Genomic DNA, 20,727 nt, shown 5'->3' with positions numbered 1-20,727 from the left:
TGGAACGAGCACGGCGGCGGTGGAGTCGTCCACACCGCAGGTGTGGCCGAGGTCCGCCCGGATCGCGCGGGCCGAACGCTGCGGCGCGACGGGAGCCGGCGTGGTGCCGCTGCCCGCCCTTCGGTCGGCCCTCAGCCGTCGGCGCCGGCGAGGGCGATGCCGAAGCCGGCGATGACGGTGCCGGTCGAGGCGTCGAGGGCGCGGCAAAAACGGGGGCGGCGGAGCTTGGCGCGCAGGCTGTTCGCGCCGAGGATGATCGCCGTGAACCACACCATGCCCTCGATGTCGTGGACGAGCGCGAGCAGTATTCCGAAGGCGAGATGCGGTGCCCCGGAGGGCACGAACTGCGGGATCATCGCCATGTAGAAGACGCCGACCTTGGGATTGGTCAGCGACGTGAGCACGCCGCGTCCCCACGCGGACCACAACCCCGGAGCGTCCTTCGCACCGGCCACCGACGCGGCCTCGACGTCGGTGTACCGGTTCACCCACGCGGCGCGCAGCAGTCCGTACGCGAGCCACAGCAGGTAACAGGCGCCGACGATGCGCAGGCCCGTATAGGCGACCCGGGAAGTGGTCAGCACGGCCGAGACACCCGCCGCCGCGGCGGCACCCCAGACCAGAGTCCCGGAGCCTATGCCGAACGCGGTGGCGAACCCGTGTCGAGGCCCGCGCGCGAGCGACGCCCGCAACACGATCGCGGTATCCGGGCCGGGGATTATCGTCAGCAGCCCGGCGACCAGGGCGAACGAGGCGAGGTGGGTCAACACGTCCATGCGGTCATGCTGCCGGCCCCTCCCGAGGGTCCGACGGCGGGCGGCGATCGGCCGTGCGCCTTGCCGACACCCGTCTTCTCACCGACCCCAGAAGCGGCCTTCGAGGCCCACCGAGGCGAAGTAGGCCGCCGCCGTGGCCGGGTCGCGGCGTTCGTAGCCTCGGTGCAGGCGGCCCTCGTACCAGTGTTCGGCCAGGCGCCACAGCGTGGTGAGGTCGAGGACGTAGCCGCGCCTTTGGCCGGTGCGGGCGAGCCAGCCGGCCACGCAGGCCTCGTCGCAGAACAGCCGCTGGTTGCCGCACGCGTGCACCACGTCGTCCCACAGTGTGGTGATCGGGACCAGGAAGTGCGCCACCTCGTCGCCCTTGGGCGGTTGTTCGGTGCCCACGTTCCAGGCGAGGGCCCGCTCGCAGCCCGGGCAGCGGGTCGCGACCAGGACTTCCTCGCCCACCAGATGCGGTATCGCGAAGGAGTCCCACGCGCAGCCGCCCCACCACAGCGCGCGCGAGCCCATCACCGAGAAGCCCAGCGGGACCGCGCTGAACGGATGCGCCATCACGATCGCCTCGTCGCGCAGCACGATGTGCCGCTGTTCGTGCAGGGTCCACAACCCCGAGCGCACGGTGAGCTCCGAGACGCCCAGAATCGCGGCCAGTTCCTGATCCGACGGCGCCCGCCCGGTGTCGGCGAAGCCTCGATAGACCGCCAGGCGCAATTGTTCGACGCTCACGAGGTGGCCTCTCGTTCGGGCGCGGCGGTGACCGCAGTCTCCCGGGGCGCGCTGGTGACGGTGGCCTCGGAGCCCCGCGTGGAGGGGAGGACGGCGACCCGATTGCGCCGGGACTGGCGGATCGCGTCGTAGGTCAGCACGGCCAGCGCCGCCCACACCAGGGCGAAGCCCGCCCACCGGGCCGCGGGCATCGGCTCGTGGTAGACCGCGACGCCGATCCCGAACTGGATGATCGGGGCCAGGTATTGCAGCATGCCGATCGTGCTGAGCGGCACCGTGTTCGCGGCGACCGCGAAGCACAGCATGGGGATGACGGTGATCAGCCCTGCCGTCATCAACATCAACGCCTGTGCCGTGCCCTCGTGCCCGAACGTGCCCTCGCCGGTCCAGGCCAACCAGGTCAGGTAGCCCAGCGCGGGCAGGAACATCACGGCCGTCTCGGCCGTCATCGAGTGGGTGGCGGGGAGGTTCATCCGCTTCTTGATGTAGCCGTAGGTCGCGAACGACGCGGCCAGGGTCAGTGCGATCCAGGGCACTCGGCCGTAGGCGACGATCAGCACGACCACCGCCGCGACGCCCATCCCCACGGCCGTCCACTGGATCGCCCGCAGCCGCTCGCCGAGCACCACGACACCGATGCCGATCAGCACCAGCGGCGTGATGAAGTAGCCCAACGAGGTCTCCACGACCTGGTCGTGGTTGACGCCGTAGATGTAGGCGCCCCAGTTGATCGAGATCATCACGGCGGCCAACGTGACCGTGGCCAGCTTGGCCGGGGCGCGCAGGATCTCGCGGATCCAGGACCACTGCCGGAGCACGGCGAGCAGGACGACCATGCACAGCAGCGACCAGGTCATCCGGTGCGCGAGGATCTCCACGGCGCCGGCGGGCTTGACGTGGGGCCAGTAGAGCGGGAAGAGACCCCACATGACGTAGGCAGCCGTGCCCAGGAGTAATCCGCGTCGTTCTGAACCCATGCCGCCGAAGGTACTGGCGAAGTGGCCTGCCGTCAGGAGCCAATCCGGAATGAGTGGATCCACCTCCGCGCTGCCGGGTGCCGCGGTGTCTCGGTGCCCTCAGTCGCCGTCGCGGCTCATGCTCTCCCAACGCTCGTACTCCTCGCGCCGGGCCCGGTCCAACTCGGCGATCATGTCGTAGGCCGCACCGCCCAGGATGATGCGGCGGGGTGGTTCGGGAAGATCGACGAGTCGGAGCAGCACGGCGGCCGCCTTGGCCGGGTCGGCGTCCTTCGACTCGCCCCACATCTCGGCCAGTTCGGCGCGCAGCGGCGCGTACGCCCCGTTCTCGGTGGTCAGCGTCAGGCCGTGGGTGAACAGCGCTGTCTCGTAGCCGCCGGGCTGGACCAGGGTCACCCGCACGCCGAATGCCGCCACCTCCATGGCCAGGGCGCCCGTCATGTTGTCGAGCGCGGCCTTGCCCGCGCTGTACAGACCGGTGGACGCGAAGCCGACGGCGGAGCCCATCGAACCGATCTGGAGGATGTGTCCCGAACCCTGCTTGCGCAGGTGGGGCACCACGGCCTGGCTCACCCACAGCGCGCCGAAGAAGTTGACGTCCAAGTGCGCTCGGGCCTGCGCCTCGGTCACCTCCTCGACCATCCCGATCAGACTGACGCCCGCGTTGTTGACCACGACGTCGAGCCGACCGAATGCCGCGACGGCGCGTGCCACGGTGTGGAACACCGCTTCGCGATCGGTGACGTCGAGGGACAGCGCGACGAAGCGGCCGTCGTGCTCGGCGGCGAGGTCGGCGAGCGGCCCGACATCCCGCGCCGCGCCGACGACTCGATCACCCGCCGCGAGCGCGGCTTCGGTGAAGGCTCGCCCCAGGCCCCGGGACGCACCGGTGATGAACCAGACACGGGGCTCGCGGTGGGTGGGGTTGGTGACAGTGGTCACTTCGGTCGCGGTGGCGGCGACAGTCGTGGCAACAGGGGCGGTGGTCATGAGCGTGGGCTCCTCTGCTTCGGCGGTGTCGACGGGCTCTTCGGCTGCGTCAAAGGGATCGAGAGGTGTCGGCGGGGCGGTTCGGGAAGCGGTCGGCATCGGGCCTACCTCGGTCGATGGCCGGACGAGGTCGCCGTGCGGCGGCGGTCCGCGCGGGCCGAGGGGTGGTGATCCGCGCCTCGTGGCGGTGGCGTCGCCGGGGCGGCTCGGCGGGCGAGGCGACACGCCTGGTCACGGCCGCGGCCTCGGCGGCGATTCGCAGGCCGGTCCCCATCGTGGTTCGCGTGTCGAGGACGGAGAACGCGTCGGTGGTGGTGCGGTCGGTGATCGGCGCGGCGGCGACCGGGGTGCGGAACATGAGCGACAACTCCTCGGAAGTTTGACGGACTGAATCCTGTGAGACGAGACGGTTCGTCTCGCTTCGGAATTCAGGATGCATCCTTGCCGTGTGGATGTCAAGACGAGACGGTTCGTCTCGTGGATCGGTTAGGATGTGGCCATGACCATCGACAACACGAACGGCGCCGCCGCCTCCCGCCCGGGCGCCGATCCCGACGCCGACGCCGGCCGGGCCGCCGCCAAGCCGAACCCGTCCCGGCGCAGCGAACAGTCCCGTCGAGCGATCCTCGCCGCCGCCCGGGAGTTGGTCTCCGAGCTCGGCTTCGCGAAGCTCACGATCGAGGCCATCGCGGCACGCGCGGGCGTGGGCAAACAGACCATCTACCGGTGGTGGGATTCCAAGGGCGAGGTCGTCTTCGAGGCGTTCCTCGCCCTGAGCGACCCGGGGGAGGGCATCGTGCTCCCCGACACGGGCGACGTCGAGACGGACCTGAGGTATCTGATGCGCGAGACGGTCGCCGAGTTCGCCGACCCGGCCTTCGAGGGCCCGATCCGCGCGCTGAACGCCGAGATCATCAACGATCCCAAGCTCGCCCGGCTCTACCACGAGAAGATGGCCGCGCCCGTCGACGAGGCGAAGAAGGAACGCCTTCGCAGCGCCCAGCGAGCCGGCCAGATCGCCGCCGACGTCGACCTCGACCTGGCCCTCGAACTGCTCTACGCACCCCTGTACCAGCGCTGGCTGCTGCGCTCCGGCCCGCTCACCCAGGAGTACGCCGACAACCTGGTGACGCTGACCCTGAAGGCACTCCGCCCTTGACCCACCGGCTACGGCTCCGCTCGCCCACCGGCTGCAGGAGACACCGCCACGGTCCGCCAGGGGTGGAGACTCGCCGCCGTGCGCGGGCGGGTCTCCGGGTGCGTTCCGGGTCTCCGGGTGCGTTCCGCGCACTCGCGTGCCCTCGACCATCGCGGGCCCCCGTGATCGGTCCCGTTGCGTGATTCGTCCTTTCTCCGCATGATCCGGCTTGCCGCGCGATCAGCCCCGGTCTCGCGCAATGTGGCTCTTTCGGTGGCCTCCGGCTGTGTCCGAGTCGGCGGATATCGCGCCTTCGGCCGCTCCGTCAGGGAAAACCTGACGGAGCGTCACCTCGGTCGGTACATTTTGGGGATTGGGGCTGCGGTACCGTCACGGACGGTGCAGAATTGTTATTTGACGGACCGTCAGATTTCTCCTTACCGTGGCCGTACATCCACGTCTGGATCAAGGAAACGACGCCACCCCGCTCCCGGGACGGCGTGCCTTGTGCTTCCCGAACGCAGGAGCGTCCCGTGCGAACCGTGAACTCCACACCCTTCAAAACCCGCCTGCTGCGCCGCTCCGGGGTGTTGGCGGGCCTCGTCGGCCTGACGCTCGGCGCCACCGCGTGCGGTGGCGAAGACGATTCCGGCAGCGGAGCCTCCGGCTCGATGACGGTGCTCATCACGCAGGAGGCCAAGGGCATCGACCCGATCATGACCACGGTGTCCTCCCTCACCGGCGGCAACCAGGCCGCGGCCGTGTTCGACATGCTCTTCTGGATCAACCCCAAGACCGGCAAGGCGGAACCGCAGATCGCCGAGAGTGCGACCGCCGCCGAGGGCAACTCGGTCTGGACGATCAAGCTCAGGCCCAACGTCAAGTTCTCCGACGGCACCGCGCTCGACGCCGAGGCGGTCAAGTTCAACTGGGAACGGCACGCCGACCCGGCGAACAGGTCGGTGCAGTTCACCGCCGTCAAGGGGATGAAGTTCGACGCGGTCGACGCGCAGACCGTCAAGGTCACGCTGCCCGCGCCGAATGCCCACTTCGACCTGGTCGTCGCACACAACCTCGCCTTCATCGGATCGCCCGCGGCGATCCGGGCCGACCCCAAGCTGTTCGCGCAAAAGCCGGTCGGCGCGGGTCCGTTCAAGCTCAAGACGTGGATGCGCGACTCGCAGCTCACGCTCGAGCGCAACGGCTCGTACTGGGGCCAGGGCAAGCCCGCGCTCAAGGAGTTGATCTTCAAGCCGGTGATGGACCAGAAGCAACGCCTGGCCGCGCTGTCCTCGGGTCAGGCCCAGCTGATGACGACGGCACACTTCCCGTCGACCGAACAGGCCAAAAAGGACGGCATGACGGTCACGCTCGATCCCAAGAGCGGCGGCTTCATGACCATGTTCGACACGTCCAAGCCCCCGTTCAACGACCCGCGCGCCCGCCGCGCGTTCGCGTTGATCATGAACCCGGACGATCGCAACCAGACGATCCAGGGCTCGCCGGGTCAGACGCTCAAGAGCCTGTTCCAGCCCGCGTCGCCGTTCGCCAACCCGGACGCGGTGTACGCGACCAACAACCGGGCCGAGGCGCAGAAGCTGCTCGACGAACTGGCCGCCGAGGGCAAGCCGCTGAACTTCACCTACACGACCAACAGCAGCGCGAGCGCGCGGATGACGGCCGAATACTGGCTCACCCAGATCAGCGGCATGAAGAGCATCACGATGAAGACCGAGTTCCTCGAGGGCGCGGCCTACATCCAGAAGGTGTTGATCAACAACGACTTCCAGGCCTCGGAGTTCGTGATCACCTTCGACGAGCCGGAGCCGGTGCTGTACAACTTCACCCACTCCAAGGGCTCGGAGAACCGCACCAAGTGGAACAACCCCGCCGTGGACAAGGCGCTCGACGACGCCCGTAACACCGACGACCCGGCAGTGCGCAAGGCCGCCTACCAGAGCGTGCAGGCCGAGATCGTCAAGGATGTCCCGTTCTTCTCCTACGAGAAGTCCTTCGCGGCGGCGGTCCAGGGCAAGAACACCAAGATCGAGGGCCTGTCGCTGTTCGAGGACGGCCTGATCCTCTTCGACCGGATCGCGCTCAAGTAGTCACCAAGGCGCCCTCGGTCGCGACCGCGCCTGCGACCGCGCCGATCGGCCGGGTCGACCCGGTGAAGTGACACCACGTCAGGGACGCACCCATCGTGCGTCCCTGACGCCGTGTCAGGCCCGCGCCACGCGGATGAACAGCGCCTCGGCGTCCGCGACCAGGACCCCGTCGGCGTACGACCGGGCGGTCACCCACGCCTTGCGCCCCTCCACGCGCGTGACGCCCGCCTCGTAGTCGATGCGCGTGTACAGCGGTGTCGCCCGGCGCATCCGCACGGTCAGCCACCCGGTCATCCCCAGCGTCCCCGCGCCGGATTGTGCGCAGCCCATCACCTCGTCGAAGGCCGCCGCGACGTATCCGCCGTGCACGCGTCCGTACGGCCCCTCGTACGCCGCGCCGAATGTCGCGTGCGCCCGCACCAGCGGGCCGTCGCCGGTGATCCGCATCGGCGGCGCGAGCGGGTTCGCGGCGCCGATGAGTGGGCCGCGTTCATGCAGCGCGAGGTCGCGCGAGGTCGGTGTGCCGTCGCCCACACGGGCCAGTAGGGCGATGCGATCGGCCAAATCTGATACATCGTCAGCTACGCTTTCCAGCGTGCTCGCGGCATCCTTCGGATCGACCGACTTCACCGCCTCGATCAGGCGGCGGGTCGCCTCGGCCAACCGGTGCCGCGCCGCGCGTCCGGCGCCGTCCGGCTCCGGTTGCGGTGTCCAGGTCAGCCGCAACTCGCGCAACACCTCGGCCGATACCGGCGGATCGAGGGCCTCGATCGGTTCGATGGTGCCCGCGGGATCGGGGGCTGCGGCGGCGGTCATGAAGGCTCCCGGGTGGGGTGGCCCTGGCTTCAGCCGGGCGAATGGCCGATCATTGCATGTAAAAAGAACGAGTTCTAGTTTTGACGGGCCGCCGTCGCAGGCGGCGCCGTCGTAGTACCGAGTCGCAGTCACAGCAGAGGAGACGTCATGCCGATCGATGCCGCGAAGGCCACCGGAGCCGAGCCCCGCACGGGTGAGATCGCCTGGTCGAACAAGGACGTGATCCTCTATCACCTGGGCCTGGGCGCGGGGACCCCGGCCACCGGCGCGGACGAACTGCGCTACACGTACGAGAAGAACCTGCACGTGCTGCCGACCTTCGCGACCGTGGCCGGCACCAAGGTCGGCGGCAGTCTCTCCGCGCTGCCCGGCATCGACATCAACCTGCGCGCGGTACTGCACGGTGGCCAGGAGATCGTCGTGCACAACCCGCTCCCGGCCAAGGCCAAGGGCGTCAAGGCCACCAGCCGGGTGGCGGACGTGTACGACAAGGGCAAGGCCGCCGTGATCGTACTGGAGTCGTCGGCCGAACTCGAGGACGGGACCAAGCTGTACGACTCCCGCGCGGAGATCTTCGTGCGCGGCGAGGGCGGCTTCGGTGGCGAGCGCGGTCCGGTGACCAAGATCGACGTGCCCGAGCGGGCTGCCGACCACACCATCGACGTGCCGACCAGCGCGGACCAGGCGCTGCTGTACCGCCTGTCCGGCGACTGGAACCCGCTGCACGCCGACCCGGACTTCGCCAAGGCGGCCGGCTTCGACACCCCGATCCTGCACGGCCTGTGCTCGTACGGGCTGACCCTGAAGGCGGTCGTCGACAACGTGCTGGGCGGCGACGTCTCGCGGGTCAAGCGCTACCGCACCAAGTTCGCCGGCATCTTCTTCCCAGGCGAGACCATGCGGATCCGGGTCTGGGAAGAGGACGGCAAGTTGCTGATCAACACCTCCGCCGTCGAGCGCGACGACGCGATCGTGCTCTCGGACACGGTGGTGGAGTACAGCGCCTGACGGCGCACCCCTGTCGCGGCAGCGGCGCGCCACGCCAGGGAGCGCGGGGTCGGCCCGACCGACCCCGCGGCCCCGGCGTCCACGCCGCACCCCCGTCGTCGCCACACGTATGCCGCCGCGCCGCCGCCCGCCCGGCACGCCCCATGAGCCGCCACCCACACGACCGACCGCAGTGCCCCGCCGGCCGTGCCCCCGCCGGCCGCCGCGCAGCCGCCGTTCGCGCCCGTGTGCTCTGTGCTCTTGCCGCTCGGGTGTGTGACCTTGCGTTGTCCGGTGCCGGATGCCTTTCGCCTTCCCCCGGGTGCGGATACCTTGACCGTGTCATTGGTCTTGAGTCAAAACGAGAACAAGTTATAGTCCTTGACTGGGCCAAGTATTGGTTCGAGGAAAGACGAGGGAGCCCCCATGCGCGCAGCGGTTCTGCACGAGACCGGCCAGGACAAGCTCGACGTCCGCGATGACGTCGAGGCCGTGGGCATGGGCCCGGGACGCGTGCGGGTCAAGCTGCACGCGACCGGCGTGTGCCACTCGGACCTGTCCGCGATGACCGGCGTGCTGCCCCAGCCCGCGCCGTTCGTACCCGGCCACGAGGGCGCCGGAGAGGTGGTCGAGGTCGGCGACGGCGTGACCACCGTCGCGGTCGGCGACCGGGTGATCATCTGCTGGGCGCCGCCCTGTGGCGTCTGCAACTACTGCCGCGGCGGCCAGTCCAACCTGTGCCTGGCCGGGTTCATGAACGCCGGCATCCAGAACTTCACCTTCGGCGGCACCCCGTCGTACGGCTTCACCGGCACCGGCACCTTCGCCGAGGAGGTCGTGGTCGCCGCGCCGTGTGCGGTCAAGGTCGCCGACGACGTGCCGTACGAGATCGCGGCGCTGATCGGCTGCGGTGTCACCACCGGTGTCGGCGCGGTGTTCAACAGTGCGCGGATCGAGCCGGGCGCGTCCTGCGCGGTGATCGGCGCCGGCGGCGTGGGCATAGCGGTGATCCAGGGTCTGCGCGCGGCCGGTGCCGCCGAGATCGTGGCCATCGACCCGGCCGAGTCCAAGCACGTGTGGGCCAAGAAGTTCGGCGCCACCCACGCGATCACCCCGGACCAGGCTGCGGACGCCAAGCGCGACCTGACCGCCGGTCAGGGCTTCGACTACGTCTTCGAGGTGGTCGGCAAGTCGTTCACCGCACGCAGCGCGTACGACCTCACCCGCCGCGGCGGCGACGTGATCATCGTCGGCGCGGGCGCGATGGACGACAACGTCTCGTTCAACATGTTCGAGCTGTTCTTCGACCAGAAGCGCATCATCGGCAGCATCTACGGCGGCGGCGACATCGTCACCGAGTACGAGCGCATCACCAAGCTGTGGCGCGCCGGTCGGCTCGACCTGGAGGCGATGATCACCCACCGCCTGACCCTCGCCAACATCAACGACGCGTTCGACCTGATGAAGAGCGGCGAGTCGATCCGCACCATCGTCACCCTCTGACGAAGCATCACCAGAGTCCTCAACGCAAAGCGGCGCCGTAATCCGCAGCCCGCCCACCCGACGTAAGGGTGGGCGGGTGGGCACAACAATGCCCGAGCCAACCAACACGCGACCGCAGCAAAACCCACCGACCCCACGGGAGTTACCGCATGACCACGTCGCTGGATGGCAAGGTCGCCGTAGTCACCGGCGCCGGCCGCGGCCTCGGCCGCGCCGAAGCCCTCGAACTCGCGAAGCAGGGCGCGGCCGTCGTGATCAACGACTTCGCCCCCGAAGGCAGCCCCAACCCCGCCGACGACGTCGTCGCCGAGATCGTCGCGGCCGGTGGCAAGGCCGCCGCACACCGCGGCGACGTCTCCGACTTCGACGCGGCCGGCAAGTTGATCCGGCTCGCGATCGACACCTTCGGCTCGATCGACATCGTGGTCAACAACGCGGGCATCCTGCGCGACCGGATGATCTTCTCGATGACGGAGCAGGAGTGGGACTCGGTCCTGGCGGTGCACGCCAAGGGCCACTTCAACACCACGCACCACGCCTCGAAGTACTGGCGGGAGAAGTCCAAGGCGACCGGCGGTGCGGTGTACGCGCGGGTGATCAACACCGCGTCCGAGGCATGGCTGGCCGGTTCCGCCGGGCAGCCCAACTACGCCGCGGCCAAGTCGGCGATCGTGGGCCTGACCATGTCCACCGCGAACGCGCTGGTCAAGTACGGGGTGCGGGCCAACGTGATCTGCCCGCGGGCGCGCACCAGCATGACCACGCATGTGTTCGGCGAGAGCGCGAACAACGTCGCCGAGGGCGATATGGACCCGCTGGCGCCCGAGCACGTCGCGCCGCTGGTCGCCTACTTGGCCAGCCCGGCCGCCGAGCAGGTCACCGGCCAGGCTTTCGTGGTGCACGGCGGCTTCGTCGCGGTGATCGAACGACCGACGCTCCAGGCCAAGTTCGACTCGAAGCAGGCCACCTTCACGCCGGACGAGTTGGACCAGGTGCTCTCGGCGCACTACGCGGACAAGAAGCTGGGCGCCGGCTACACCGCCGACGACCTGCTCTTCCTCAAGCGCGACCCGCGCTGATTCCGGATCCGCGGGGCCGGGGTGGCGGAATCACCTCCGGCCCCGCCTTTCGCCCGCACCGTTGACACGTGTCGTGACGCGGCCCCGCAGGGGCATCCTGCGGAGCGTCGTGACCGGGCCGCGGCCCGCCGGCCGCAGGTACGAGGGGCCGCTCCCCGTACCGCACCAAGAAGGGGTTCCCCGTGCTGACCTCCGCCGACGACTTCCCGATCCACCAGACCCCCGAGCCGGTGGCCACGCCCGCCACCTCGGACCGCAACGCGTACGACCGCTACTGGTTCAACGGCTACGACCGCGACGGCGCGTTCTACTTCGCGTTCTCGCACGGCCTGTACCCGAACCGGTTCGTCGCCGACGCGCACTTCACCATCAGCGTGGACGGTGTGCAGCACAGCCTGCACGCGTCCCGCCGGGCGCCGCTGGACCGCTTCGATCTCACCGTCGGTCCGGTCGGCATCGAGGTGCGTACGCCGCTCAAGGTGCTGCGCGTGTACGTCGAGCCCAACGAGCACGGGCTGGGCTGCGACCTGACCTTCACGGCGCGCGCCGCCGCGATCGAGGAGGAGCGCACCACCACCCGCAACGGGCACCACGTGATCATGGATTCGACCCGGCTGACCCAACTCGGCGTGTGGTCGGGCACGGTGACGCTGCCCGGCGGCCGGGTCCTGGAGATCGACCCGGCGACCACGCTTGGCACCCGGGACCGCTCGTGGGGGGTGCGGCCGGTCGGGGAGCGCGAGGGTGGCGCGCCCAAGCCGTTCAACCCGATGTTGTGGCTGTGGACGCCGATCCACTGGGCGGACGAGGTCAGCCTGTGGGCCTCGTTCGAGCGTGCGGACGGGCACATGTACCACGTGGACGGCAAGCGGGTGGCCGCGGCGCCGCTGGGCACGCTGCCCGACCCGGCGGCCGTCCCGGTGCCCCAGGACGAGCCCGCGTTCGAGAAGTTGACGCCGCATCACCACGCGCTCACCTGGGTTCCCGGCACCCGTCGGGTCCAGGGTGGCGAGTTCCACATGCTCGACGGCGCGGGCGAGCAGTTCGCCTACCGGATCGAGCCGATCGGCACCCGCGGGTTGCTCGCGGGCCTGGGCTACCTGCACTCCGAGTGGGGTCACGCGGTCTGGCAGGGCGAGCTCGAAGTCGGCTACGAGAGCTGGGAATTGGACAAGGTGGACCCGCTCCGCTTCGACCGCCAGCACCAGCAGCAGGTGATCCGGGTGACCGAACTGACCGGCGCCGGACGCGTCGGGGTGGGCGTGGTCGAGCAGTTGTTCTTCGGCCCGCATCGACCGTACGGCTTCACGGAGATGCTCGACGGCGCGTGAGTCGGACCAGCCGAGGGGCCGCGGGATCGGGTCGGTTCGGACCCGGTCCCGCCCTCTCGGCGGCCTGGCGCGGCTTGCCGGGCCCGCGCCCGGTGCGCCCTTGACCGGCCTGGCCGCCGAGGTGCCGATCCCGCTCGATCGGGTGGTTCAGACCCGGTCCTGTGCGTCCTCCTCGATCCGGGCGGGCTTGCGCTCGAACCAGCCGACCGGGTCCCTCGGGCGGTGCTCCCACGCGCCCACCAGGTCGCGGTACAGCGGGGATTCGGCGAGCAGTTCGTGGTGGGTGCCCAGGATCGGCCGGTTGCCGTCCATGAGCAGGATGCGGTCCGCGCGGCGCGCCGAGTCGATCCGGTGCGCGATCACCACCAGCGCGCCGGCCCGCGTGGCGAACGCCGCCTCGGCCAGCGCCTCGGTAGGCGGGTCCAGGTGGCAGGTGGCCTCGTCGAGGATCACGAAGCGCGCGGGGGACAGGTACGTGCGGGCCAGCGCGATCAGTTGGCACTCTCCGGCGGACAACGTGCCCGGGTCGGCGATGTGCGCGTCGTAGCCGCCGAGCCGGGCGACCAGTTCGGCCGCGCCGACCAGGCGCACCGCGCGGTCCAACGCGGCGCGGGTGACGTCCGGGTCGAGGTAGCTCAGATTCTCGTGCACGGAACCGGCGAAGACGTACGCCTCCTGTGGGACCACCGCGATGGTGCCGCGGGCCACGGCGACCCCGGGCCGGCCGGTGAGCGGGGTGTCCGCGAGCGACACGGTGCCCTGGTCCGGGGGCAGCAGGCCGGCCAGCAGCGCGGCGAGGGTGGACTTGCCGATGCCACTCGGGCCCACGACGGCCAGGTGTGAACCGGGTGTGATGGTCATCGACAGGTCGCGGACGACCGGCTCTGCGAACGGGCCGTAGCCGAAGGTGACCCGGTCCAGGACCAGGTCGGAGGGGGTGTCCGAGGCGGCTGGGGCGTCCGGGGCGTCCGGGGCGCTCAGGGCGGGTGGGACGGTCGGGGTGGACGAGTCGCCGGGGTCGGACGGGTCTCCGGGGTCGAACGGGTTGCCGGGGCCGTTCAAGTCGGGCGCGGTGCGGGCGGCGGATACGGGTGCGGCGGGGGCCGCCGCACCCGTCTGGGCCAGGCGGCCGGCGACCACGAGCAACTCCAGGAACCAGCCGCCCACGGTCGCCGTCGCGGCGCGCACGGCGGGCTCCAGGTGCTGGGCCAGGTACAGCGCGGCGCCCGCCACCTCGCCGGTACTCAAGGTGCCCCGCCGGACCAGCCAGGGCGCGGCGATCAGCACGGCCAGCAGCGGAAGTTGGCCGCCGAGGGCGACCACGAGCAGACGCACCGAGGAAGCGCGGGCGAGCAGCTTGGCGGCGCGCGCCTGGGCGTGCACGGCGGCGCCGAGTTCGGCCACCACGCGGTCCTGCGCGCCGCACGCGACCACGTCCCGGAGCCCGGCCACGATCCGGCCGGTGCGGGCGGCGATCTCTTCGTCGGCCAGGACCAGCGCACGCCGGCGCCGGGCCAGCGGAGGCAACAGGCGCACGAACAACCACGCGGCGAGGCCCAGTGGGATCAGCACGAGCGGCAGCAGCAGCGGTGCGAGGAGGGCGAGGCCGAGCAGCGCGGCCACGATCGTCACGCCGAGTTGGCGCAGCGTGCGCAGCAGCGAAGCGGTCAGGTTGCGGCAACTCTCGACCTGTTCGGTCAGCCGGGCCACCGCCGCCTCCGCGTGCCGCCCCGCGCCCGGGCGCCCGGACGTCGCGTCGAGCACCGCCTCGGACACCACCCGGCGTACCAGGGTGTCCCGGATCGGCTCCACGACGGCGGCGAGGTGCGGGAACATCGCGTACGTGGCGGCGGCGCGGATCAGCATCGCCAGCGCGAGCACGCCGAGCAGCACGAATCCGACGCCGGGCCGGCCGGCCAGGAACCCGCGATCGAGCGCGGCGGCGAGCAAGGCACCCGACAACAGCGCGGGAATCCCCTCCGCCACGGACCACCCCAGCACATGCACCAACGGCTCCCGCCGCGCACGCAACAGCTCGACCAACAGCGCCTGTCCGGCCCGCAGCCCACCCCCGTACGGCCCGGCACTATGCCGCCGCCTCGGCAGCACCGCCGAGGGGCCGGCGGGGGAGCGCCCGGGGTCCGCCGTGTCGCCGTCGACGAGGGGCGTTGCCGGTGCCCGGCGTCGCCACGATCGGGGTGCGTCGGTGGCGCCGGTTGCGGGGTTGCCTGTGCGCCTGACAGCAGGCTGTCGCCGGTGCCGGGTGGGCGTGCGGTCGCACGACGAATCCCCGCCCGCCTCCGGGTTCGAGCCTGCCCAGACCGCCCGCCGCCGGCCGCCCTTGCCGGGGGCCGCGACGGCTGCGCCCCCGTCCTCGGCGACGTGCGACGAACCCCCGCCCGCCTCCGGGGTCGAGCCGGCCCACACCACCCGGCGACCGCTCCCGCCGGGGGCCTCCAGCGCGTCGCCGATGTCTTCGTGGCAGTGCGGCGGGGCCCCACCCGCCTCCGCGTTCGGGCCCGGCCACACCACAGCTCGCCACCCACCCCGGCCAGGCGCCCCGTCCCCGGGTCCGTGCGGGGAGTCGTCGCCGACGTCCGAGACCTTGCCCGCCGACGCCCCTCGCCGTCGGCCGCTCCGTCCCCACGCGCTCCGGGGTCGCCACCGCCGTCCCTTCCGAACGGGCGGCGTGGCCGGTGCAGCGTCGTCCGCGCCCGGGTGTGTCCCATCCCGCTCGCGGCCCGTGCCGGACGCGCCCTCGTCGTGTGCCCGGTCCGCGCGGGACGCGTCCCGTGGTCCGTCGTCGCTCATCCGGCCTCCCCCTTCGATCCCGGCCGGGTCGCCGGGCTGCGTCCTGTCGGTGGCGGTGGTCGGCGGCGGTTGTCCGACCCGCAGGAACGGCGCGTGCGTCGCGTGCACGGATACCGCCGAGCACCAGGCCCACTCGCCGGTACGGCCTTCCACCGGAGCCCACCCCGGTCGGTCGGCCGAGGTGCCTCCCGCGACCCCGCCCGACCCCGGCCCCTCGGCCGCAGCCGAGAACCCCGCCTGCGCGGCCCCGCCTTCCGCTGCCGTGCCTCCCGGCCGCTCACCCGAGACCGCCCGCGCGGCGTCCCTTCCCGCTGCCGCGTGCCTCGTCGGCTGCTCGGTCGAGGTGTCCCGTGTCGCATCTTCGGCGCCGTGCGCCGCGTTCCTTTCCGTCCTCGCGTGCGTTGTCAGCGGCTCGGTCGAGGCTTCGCATGTCACGCCTTCGGCATCGCGCTCAGCGTCCCTTCCCGCTGTCGCGTGCCTCGCCGGCTGCTCGGTCGGGGCGTCTCCCGTCACGCCTTCGCCGGCCTGTGTGGCGTCCTTTTCCGCTGCCGCGTGTCTCGTCGGCCGCTCGGCCCAGGCGTCCCGCGCCACATCGTCGGCGCTCCGCGCAGCCTGCCGTCCCGCTGTCGCGTGCACCGTCCGCCACTCGACCAAGGCGTCCCGCGCCCCACCGCCACCGCCGCCGCGCCCAGGCTCTCCTTCCGCCACCCCGCGCAGCGGCCGTGTGGTCGAGGTGTCCCGTGCGTCGCCGCCGGCCGGCCGCTCGTCGACCGGTTCGCTCATGTCCCCGTGCCCCTCATCGGCCCGTGCCCGCTCCCGCGGCCGGGTCGTTGGTGGTGAACACCGTGCGGTAGGCCGGGTCGTTCCACAGGTCCACGTGGGTGCCGATCGCCTTGATGCGGCCGGCGTCCAGCCAGACCACGGAGTCCGCGTCGGCCGCCGCGGCCGCGCGGTGGGCGACGACCAACCGAGTGCGGCCCGCGAGGCCAGTGCGGAACGCCTCGTGGATGCGGTGCTCGGTGACCGTGTCCAGCCCGCTGGTCGCGTCGTCCAGCACCAGCACCCGCGCATCCTGTACCAACGCCCGGGCCAGGCCGAGCCGTTGCACCTCGCCGCCGGACAACGCGAGGCCCTCGATCCGGGTCGCGTAGCCGGCCGGCAATCGGCGCACGAAGTCGTCCGCGAACGCCATCTCGGCCGCCTTGGTCACCATCTGCGCACTCGCCCCGGGCCGCCCGTACGCGAGCGCCCCCGCCAGGTCGGCGCCCACCAGGACCGGCCGCGGAAACGCGTAGGCGACCCCGCGCCGCAACTCGCCGCGCGCCAACCGGGTCACCGGCAGGCCATCCAGGAGCACCTCGCCCTCGTCCGGCTCGCGCAACCGCCCCGCCAGTGCGGCCAGCGTCGACTTGCCCGAACCCGAGGCCCCGACCAGGGCCACGCACGTGCCCGCGGGCACCGTCAGTTCGATCCCGTCCAGCACCACCCGGTGCGCATCCGCACCGGGATCAGGCACCCGTACGCACACCCGCCGGAAGGTCAACTCGCCGCGCCCCGGCGGCAGCGTGCGCGCCGTTCCGTACCCGGCGGGCTCGACCGCGAGCAACTGTGCCGCCCGGGCCCGCCCGGCTCGTGCGTGGGCGACTGCGACCAGCGCCTCGACCTGCTCCAGGAAACCCAGCCCGAGCGCCGCGTACCCGGCCGCCGCGACCAGTTGACCGGGCGGGATCCGGCCATCCGCGAGCAGCCACCCCGCGGTCGACAGGACGGTCAACTCGACCATCGGCGCAAGCAGCAACACCTGTGCGACCGCGTTGCGTTGGGCTCGCCACAGCCCGTGGCCCGCCGCCGACAACTCAGGCAGCGGGGTGAGGATCCGGGCGATCTCGCGATCGTGCGTACCGCAGGCCCGGATGGTCCGGGCCCCCGCCAGCGCGTCGGCCAGGCGCGCGGCCAGCCCGCTCTGCACCACCTGATAGCGGGTGAAGAGATCGGTCGCGCGGTTCATGAACAGCCGCACCACCAGCAACCCGGGCAGCAGGCCGCCGAGGAAGCCGACCGCCAGCCACGGATCGATCAGCGCCAACGCGACGATCCCGCCGATCGAGGTGACCAGCGCGCCGAGGGTGCCCAGCAGTGCGGGGACCAGACCGGCCGCGTCCGGCGCCGCGCCGACCAGCCGGGAGGTGACGTCGCCGGCGGCAAAAGGATTCCGCGCCCCGGTGCCCAGATCGGTGACCCGTACCGCCAGTCGCCTGCGCAACCGTGCCGTCGACTCGGCGGCCAGCCCCGGGCCGGCCACCTCGGTCAACAGACCGGCGAGCAGCCCCAGCACGAGCACGGCCACCAGCCGCAGGGTCGGCCCCGCCGCGGAATCGCCGCGCACCACCGCGTCCACCGAGCCGGCCACGGCCGCGGGCAGCATCAGCGCGGCGATCGAGCCGGCCGGGACGGCCAGGGCCAGTGTGACCGTCGGCCCGGGCGCGGTCCGCAATGCGGCACGCAAGCCGGTGCCGGTGCGATCCTCCCGGGCCGGGGCGGCCGGCCTGGCTATCGGAACATCGGCCACAGCGTGACTCCTCGAATGCGCGGACCTTTGAACGGGGCGGCGCCCGAACAGCGCCGTTGCGACGAAGAAGGAAGTACGACGACGAATGGCGTACGACGACGAAAGACGTACGAGGACCACAGATACGAGGACGAAGGAAGCGCGACGAAGAAGGAAGTCCAGGCGGCGTGCCGCCGGCCCGGAACCGTTTGCCATTGCCATGCTGAGGGTCGGCCCGAGACCGGGAGCTCCTGATTCCGGCAGGAACTCCCGGTCCCGGGTTCGTGCTTACCGGGTCGGCCACCCATGCACCGCCGCGAACAGCGGCCCACCGGGGCGGATACCGGCCCGTCGACGCGCACACCGGCCGACCGGCCGGACGCGCGGCGCCGGAATTAGCTGATCGTGAAGATCAGGCAGGTGACCAGCAGGCAGGTGAACTGGCACCCGTTGCCGCCGTGACCGCCCAGCTCGACCGACTCGGTCTCGGGGAGCTGCTGCAGGGCCGCGAGGTCGGTCTCGATGTGCTCCATGGTGAATCTCCTTCGGGACGGTACTGCCGTCGCGAGCGGTCGCCCGCGATGGGTGGTGCGGGGCGGTCCCCCTGTCGTCACACCCGGCCGGTTTGCAGGAAACCGGTCAGGCGTGCGTGGAGATCGGGTGCCCCATCCCCGGTCAGGACCTCGTGGCCCAGACCGGGAAGCTCCAGGTAGCGAAAATCGGTGCCCTCGACCCGGCCGTGCCCGAGGAGGGTGTGCCGCAGGGTCCGGGACTGACCGACCGGGATGGTGTCGTCCCGGTCGCCGTGCACGAACAGCAGCGGTACGGCGATCCGTTCGCACACCGCGACCACGTCGCGCGGCCCTTGCTCGTCGGCGTACTCGGTATCGCCACCGAGCCGGGTCATCAGTGCGCGGATCGGCAACGACGCCTCGGCGATCAACCTCGGCCCGGACAGGAACGGCGCCACCGCCAGACATCTCGACCACACGTTCGGCGCGAACGACGCGGCCAGCAGCGCGAGATAGGCGCCGTAGCTGACCCCGAACAGGGCGGGCGGGGCGAGCCCGAACGCGGCCCGCTCGGCGCTCATGGTGCGGCCGATCGCGGTCACGTCGGCGAGATCCGGGCCACCCCAAGCGCCGTGCAACTCGCGGGCGAAGCGCGCGCCGTAGCCGGTGCTGCCGCGTTGATTGGGCGCCACCACCGCGATGCCCGCCGCCGCGAGCTGCTGTAGGAGAGGGTCGAACTCGAACCGCCAGGCCGCCGCCGGACCGCCGTGCAGGGCCAGCAGCACATGCTGCGCGGCGCGCCAGTCCGGACCGCCGTACACGATCGACTCGATCGGCCCGGCCCCGCCGACCAGCAGCTCCAGGTGGGCCGGCTGCCACTGCGGACGGGGCGCGTCGTCGAACCCGATGAACGGCCCCGGTTCCCCGTCCCGGCGCCACGACCCGGGCTGCTCCGGGTCCAGCCGGGCCAGGCAACTGGGCCGATCCGGCGCGGAGTACGGGATTCGCAGCCCCTGTTGGGTCCACCGGCCGACCGCGCCGAGACAGCCGTCCGGGGTGGGGACGTCCACCAGCGTGCCGTCCTCGGGGGTCCACACCGCCAACCGGGAGAACGCTCCCCGGTCCAGTTGGAGTGCGACCCGGCGGCCGTCAGGCGCGATCGCGATCGGTCGCAGTTGCGCGTCCGACACGTGTACCAGTTCGGGAAAGCGCACCCGACCGGGCAACTGCGCACGGTCGGTCGGCAGTCGGATCCAGCCGAGCCGATCGGTGCCCGGCGCGTCGCTGGCGATCACCAGCAGGCCGCCGACCGGATCGGCGAGCAACAACCGGTCGTTGCTCTCCTGGGCCAGTTCCAGGAAGGGCCGCACCGTGGCGGTGTCGAAGTCCAGTGCGACGGTCTTGATCCGGCCGTCGCGCACCTCGTCCAGGGCGAGCCGCCGCCCGCCCGGGTCGAGCCAGACCCCGCCGCTGTACAGCCCCGCCAACTCCGCCGCGGGGTCCAACCGGCCGTCCTCGCGAACCAGCCACACGGTGGTCGAGGGCGTCGTGTCCGCTCCGAGTGCGAGCGCGAGCGCGTCCGTGCCGGGATAGGACAACAAGCGCAGGCCCGGCAGCCGGACCGTGGTCAAGTGCCGCTCGCTGCCCGCGCCGTCGGCCTCCAGCAGGGCCAACTCGTGTTTTCCCGGCTGGTGTCGAAGCACCAGCACCCGGCCGTCCGGCAGCGCGAGCAACTGGGTGTGCAGGCGCTCGGGCGCCCCGGTGCCCACCGGCAGCGCGCCACTGGCCCGGCCCGGGCGTAACGACCAGGACTCGACCCGCCACGAGCCGTCGCCGGTGGTGGCCAGGCACGCGGCGTGCCCACCGTCGGCCGCGAACGACCAACTGATCCGCCGCAGCGGCCGAGTCGTCACCATCGTGCTCACGCGTCCTCACCGTCCAACCAGAGCCGAGGGCCGCCGTGGCCGAGCCGCAGCAGGAAGCCGAGGACACCCGCCGTGCCGGTGCCGTACGAGGCCGAGACGCCGATCGCGCTCTCGTCGGCGGGCACCCGCAGGCCGTCGATCAGCGCGGTTCGGGCGCGGAGTTGCTCGGCGAGGTCGGCGGCGTGCGCGCGATGGGTCGAATCGTCCAGCGCCTCGGCCAGGTCGAGCAGGAATTCGCCGTTGCCCGCCAGGCCGTGGCACGCGGTGGTGCCCGAGTGCCAGCGGGCGCGGTGTACCGCCGCACCCGCGCGCTCGGCCAACTCGCGCAGCTGGGGATCGCCGTCCGCCTGCCAAAGCCGGATCAAGAACGTGCCCACGCCGGCCGAACCGCTGCACCAGTGGGCCAGCCGTACGCCCGCCGGATCGCCGGGGCCCTGCGGCCACCACGCGGTGTCGCCGTCGGCGCGCACGGTCCGGGTCAGCGTGCGCGCCGCCCA

Annotated in this window: 17 protein-coding genes; 6 read left to right on the top strand and 11 right to left on the bottom strand. The window is 71.7% G+C overall.

The window, feature by feature from the left end; translation table 11 throughout:
* Positions 1 to 131: 131 nt before the first annotated feature.
* The 5 genes from ABZS54_RS30040 to ABZS54_RS30020 all read right to left on the bottom strand — a co-directional run bounded on the left by ABZS54_RS30040 (position 132) and on the right by ABZS54_RS30020 (position 3,830).
* Positions 132 to 776, bottom strand: a complete 645-nt coding sequence (locus tag ABZS54_RS30040) for a LysE family translocator (protein ID WP_355542931.1) — start codon at positions 774 to 776, stop codon at positions 132 to 134.
* 78 nt (positions 777 to 854) lie between these two features.
* Entirely contained in the window at positions 855 to 1,505 is a 651-nt protein-coding gene (gene merB, locus ABZS54_RS30035) for an organomercurial lyase (RefSeq protein ID WP_355542928.1), read from the bottom strand.
* A complete protein-coding gene (gene rarD / locus ABZS54_RS30030; protein WP_355542925.1) occupies positions 1,502 to 2,482 on the bottom strand; it encodes an EamA family transporter RarD in 981 nt (326 codons plus the stop codon). The genes merB and rarD overlap by 4 nt, the downstream gene beginning before the upstream one ends.
* Positions 2,483 to 2,581: 99 nt before the next feature.
* The gene (locus ABZS54_RS30025) at positions 2,582 to 3,472 is read right to left on the bottom strand and encodes an SDR family NAD(P)-dependent oxidoreductase (protein ID WP_355542922.1); all 891 of its coding nucleotides are present in this window, start codon (positions 3,470 to 3,472) and stop codon (positions 2,582 to 2,584) included.
* Between the two features lie 49 nt (positions 3,473 to 3,521).
* Positions 3,522 to 3,830 carry a hypothetical protein gene (locus ABZS54_RS30020; RefSeq protein WP_355542919.1) on the bottom strand — a complete coding sequence of 103 codons (309 nt, stop codon included), beginning with the start codon at positions 3,828 to 3,830 and terminating at the stop codon, positions 3,522 to 3,524.
* Positions 3,831 to 3,971: 141 nt separating this feature from the next.
* Here ABZS54_RS30020 and ABZS54_RS30015 point away from each other — a divergent pair, with 141 nt between their 5' ends.
* Together ABZS54_RS30015 and ABZS54_RS30010 are read left to right on the top strand one after the other, a co-directional pair.
* Positions 3,972 to 4,631: a TetR/AcrR family transcriptional regulator gene (locus ABZS54_RS30015; protein ID WP_355542917.1), complete on the top strand. Its 660-nt coding sequence runs from the start codon at positions 3,972 to 3,974 to the stop codon at positions 4,629 to 4,631.
* Between the two features lie 521 nt (positions 4,632 to 5,152).
* Positions 5,153 to 6,718 carry an ABC transporter substrate-binding protein gene (locus tag ABZS54_RS30010; RefSeq protein WP_355542914.1) on the top strand — a complete coding sequence of 522 codons (1,566 nt, stop codon included), beginning with the start codon at positions 5,153 to 5,155 and terminating at the stop codon, positions 6,716 to 6,718.
* 114 nt (positions 6,719 to 6,832) lie between these two features.
* Here the strand turns inward: ABZS54_RS30010 and ABZS54_RS30005 are convergent, their stop codons facing one another.
* The gene (locus ABZS54_RS30005; RefSeq protein ID WP_355542911.1) at positions 6,833 to 7,534 is read right to left on the bottom strand and encodes a PaaI family thioesterase; all 702 of its coding nucleotides are present in this window, start codon (positions 7,532 to 7,534) and stop codon (positions 6,833 to 6,835) included.
* Between the two features lie 147 nt (positions 7,535 to 7,681).
* Here ABZS54_RS30005 and ABZS54_RS30000 point away from each other — a divergent pair, with 147 nt between their 5' ends.
* From ABZS54_RS30000 to ABZS54_RS29985, 4 genes are all read left to right on the top strand, one after another.
* A complete protein-coding gene (locus tag ABZS54_RS30000; RefSeq protein ID WP_355542909.1) occupies positions 7,682 to 8,542 on the top strand; it encodes a MaoC/PaaZ C-terminal domain-containing protein in 861 nt (286 codons plus the stop codon).
* A gap of 405 nt (positions 8,543 to 8,947) precedes the next feature.
* The gene (locus ABZS54_RS29995) at positions 8,948 to 10,024 is read left to right on the top strand and encodes a Zn-dependent alcohol dehydrogenase (RefSeq protein WP_355542906.1); all 1,077 of its coding nucleotides are present in this window, start codon (positions 8,948 to 8,950) and stop codon (positions 10,022 to 10,024) included.
* 149 nt (positions 10,025 to 10,173) lie between these two features.
* Entirely contained in the window at positions 10,174 to 11,103 is a 930-nt protein-coding gene (locus ABZS54_RS29990) for a 3-oxoacyl-ACP reductase (RefSeq protein ID WP_355542903.1), read from the top strand.
* Positions 11,104 to 11,285: 182 nt separating this feature from the next.
* Positions 11,286 to 12,434, top strand: coding sequence for a hypothetical protein (locus ABZS54_RS29985; protein WP_355542900.1), 1,149 nt, complete (start codon positions 11,286 to 11,288; stop codon positions 12,432 to 12,434).
* A gap of 147 nt (positions 12,435 to 12,581) precedes the next feature.
* Here ABZS54_RS29985 and ABZS54_RS29980 read toward each other — a convergent pair whose 3' ends face one another.
* From ABZS54_RS29980 to ABZS54_RS29960, 5 genes are all read right to left on the bottom strand, one after another.
* The gene (locus ABZS54_RS29980) at positions 12,582 to 14,441 is read right to left on the bottom strand and encodes an ABC transporter ATP-binding protein (RefSeq protein ID WP_355542898.1); all 1,860 of its coding nucleotides are present in this window, start codon (positions 14,439 to 14,441) and stop codon (positions 12,582 to 12,584) included.
* A gap of 1,600 nt (positions 14,442 to 16,041) precedes the next feature.
* A complete protein-coding gene (locus tag ABZS54_RS29975; protein ID WP_355542895.1) occupies positions 16,042 to 17,814 on the bottom strand; it encodes an ABC transporter ATP-binding protein in 1,773 nt (590 codons plus the stop codon).
* 374 nt (positions 17,815 to 18,188) lie between these two features.
* The gene (locus ABZS54_RS29970; protein WP_020549100.1) at positions 18,189 to 18,326 is read right to left on the bottom strand and encodes a VenA family class IV lanthipeptide; all 138 of its coding nucleotides are present in this window, start codon (positions 18,324 to 18,326) and stop codon (positions 18,189 to 18,191) included.
* Between the two features lie 77 nt (positions 18,327 to 18,403).
* Positions 18,404 to 20,221 carry an alpha/beta fold hydrolase gene (locus tag ABZS54_RS29965; protein WP_355542955.1) on the bottom strand — a complete coding sequence of 606 codons (1,818 nt, stop codon included), beginning with the start codon at positions 20,219 to 20,221 and terminating at the stop codon, positions 18,404 to 18,406.
* Between the two features lie 5 nt (positions 20,222 to 20,226).
* Positions 20,227 to 20,727: lanthionine synthetase LanC family protein (locus ABZS54_RS29960; RefSeq protein WP_355542892.1), on the bottom strand; the 501-nt coding region annotated here is incomplete at its 5' end.

This window comes from Embleya sp. NPDC005575, from assembly GCF_040605455.1.
Taxonomy (GTDB): Bacteria; Actinomycetota; Actinomycetes; order Streptomycetales; family Streptomycetaceae; genus Embleya.
Note: the sequence above shows the minus strand (reverse complement) of the source record. Positions and strands in the feature narration are given on the sequence as shown.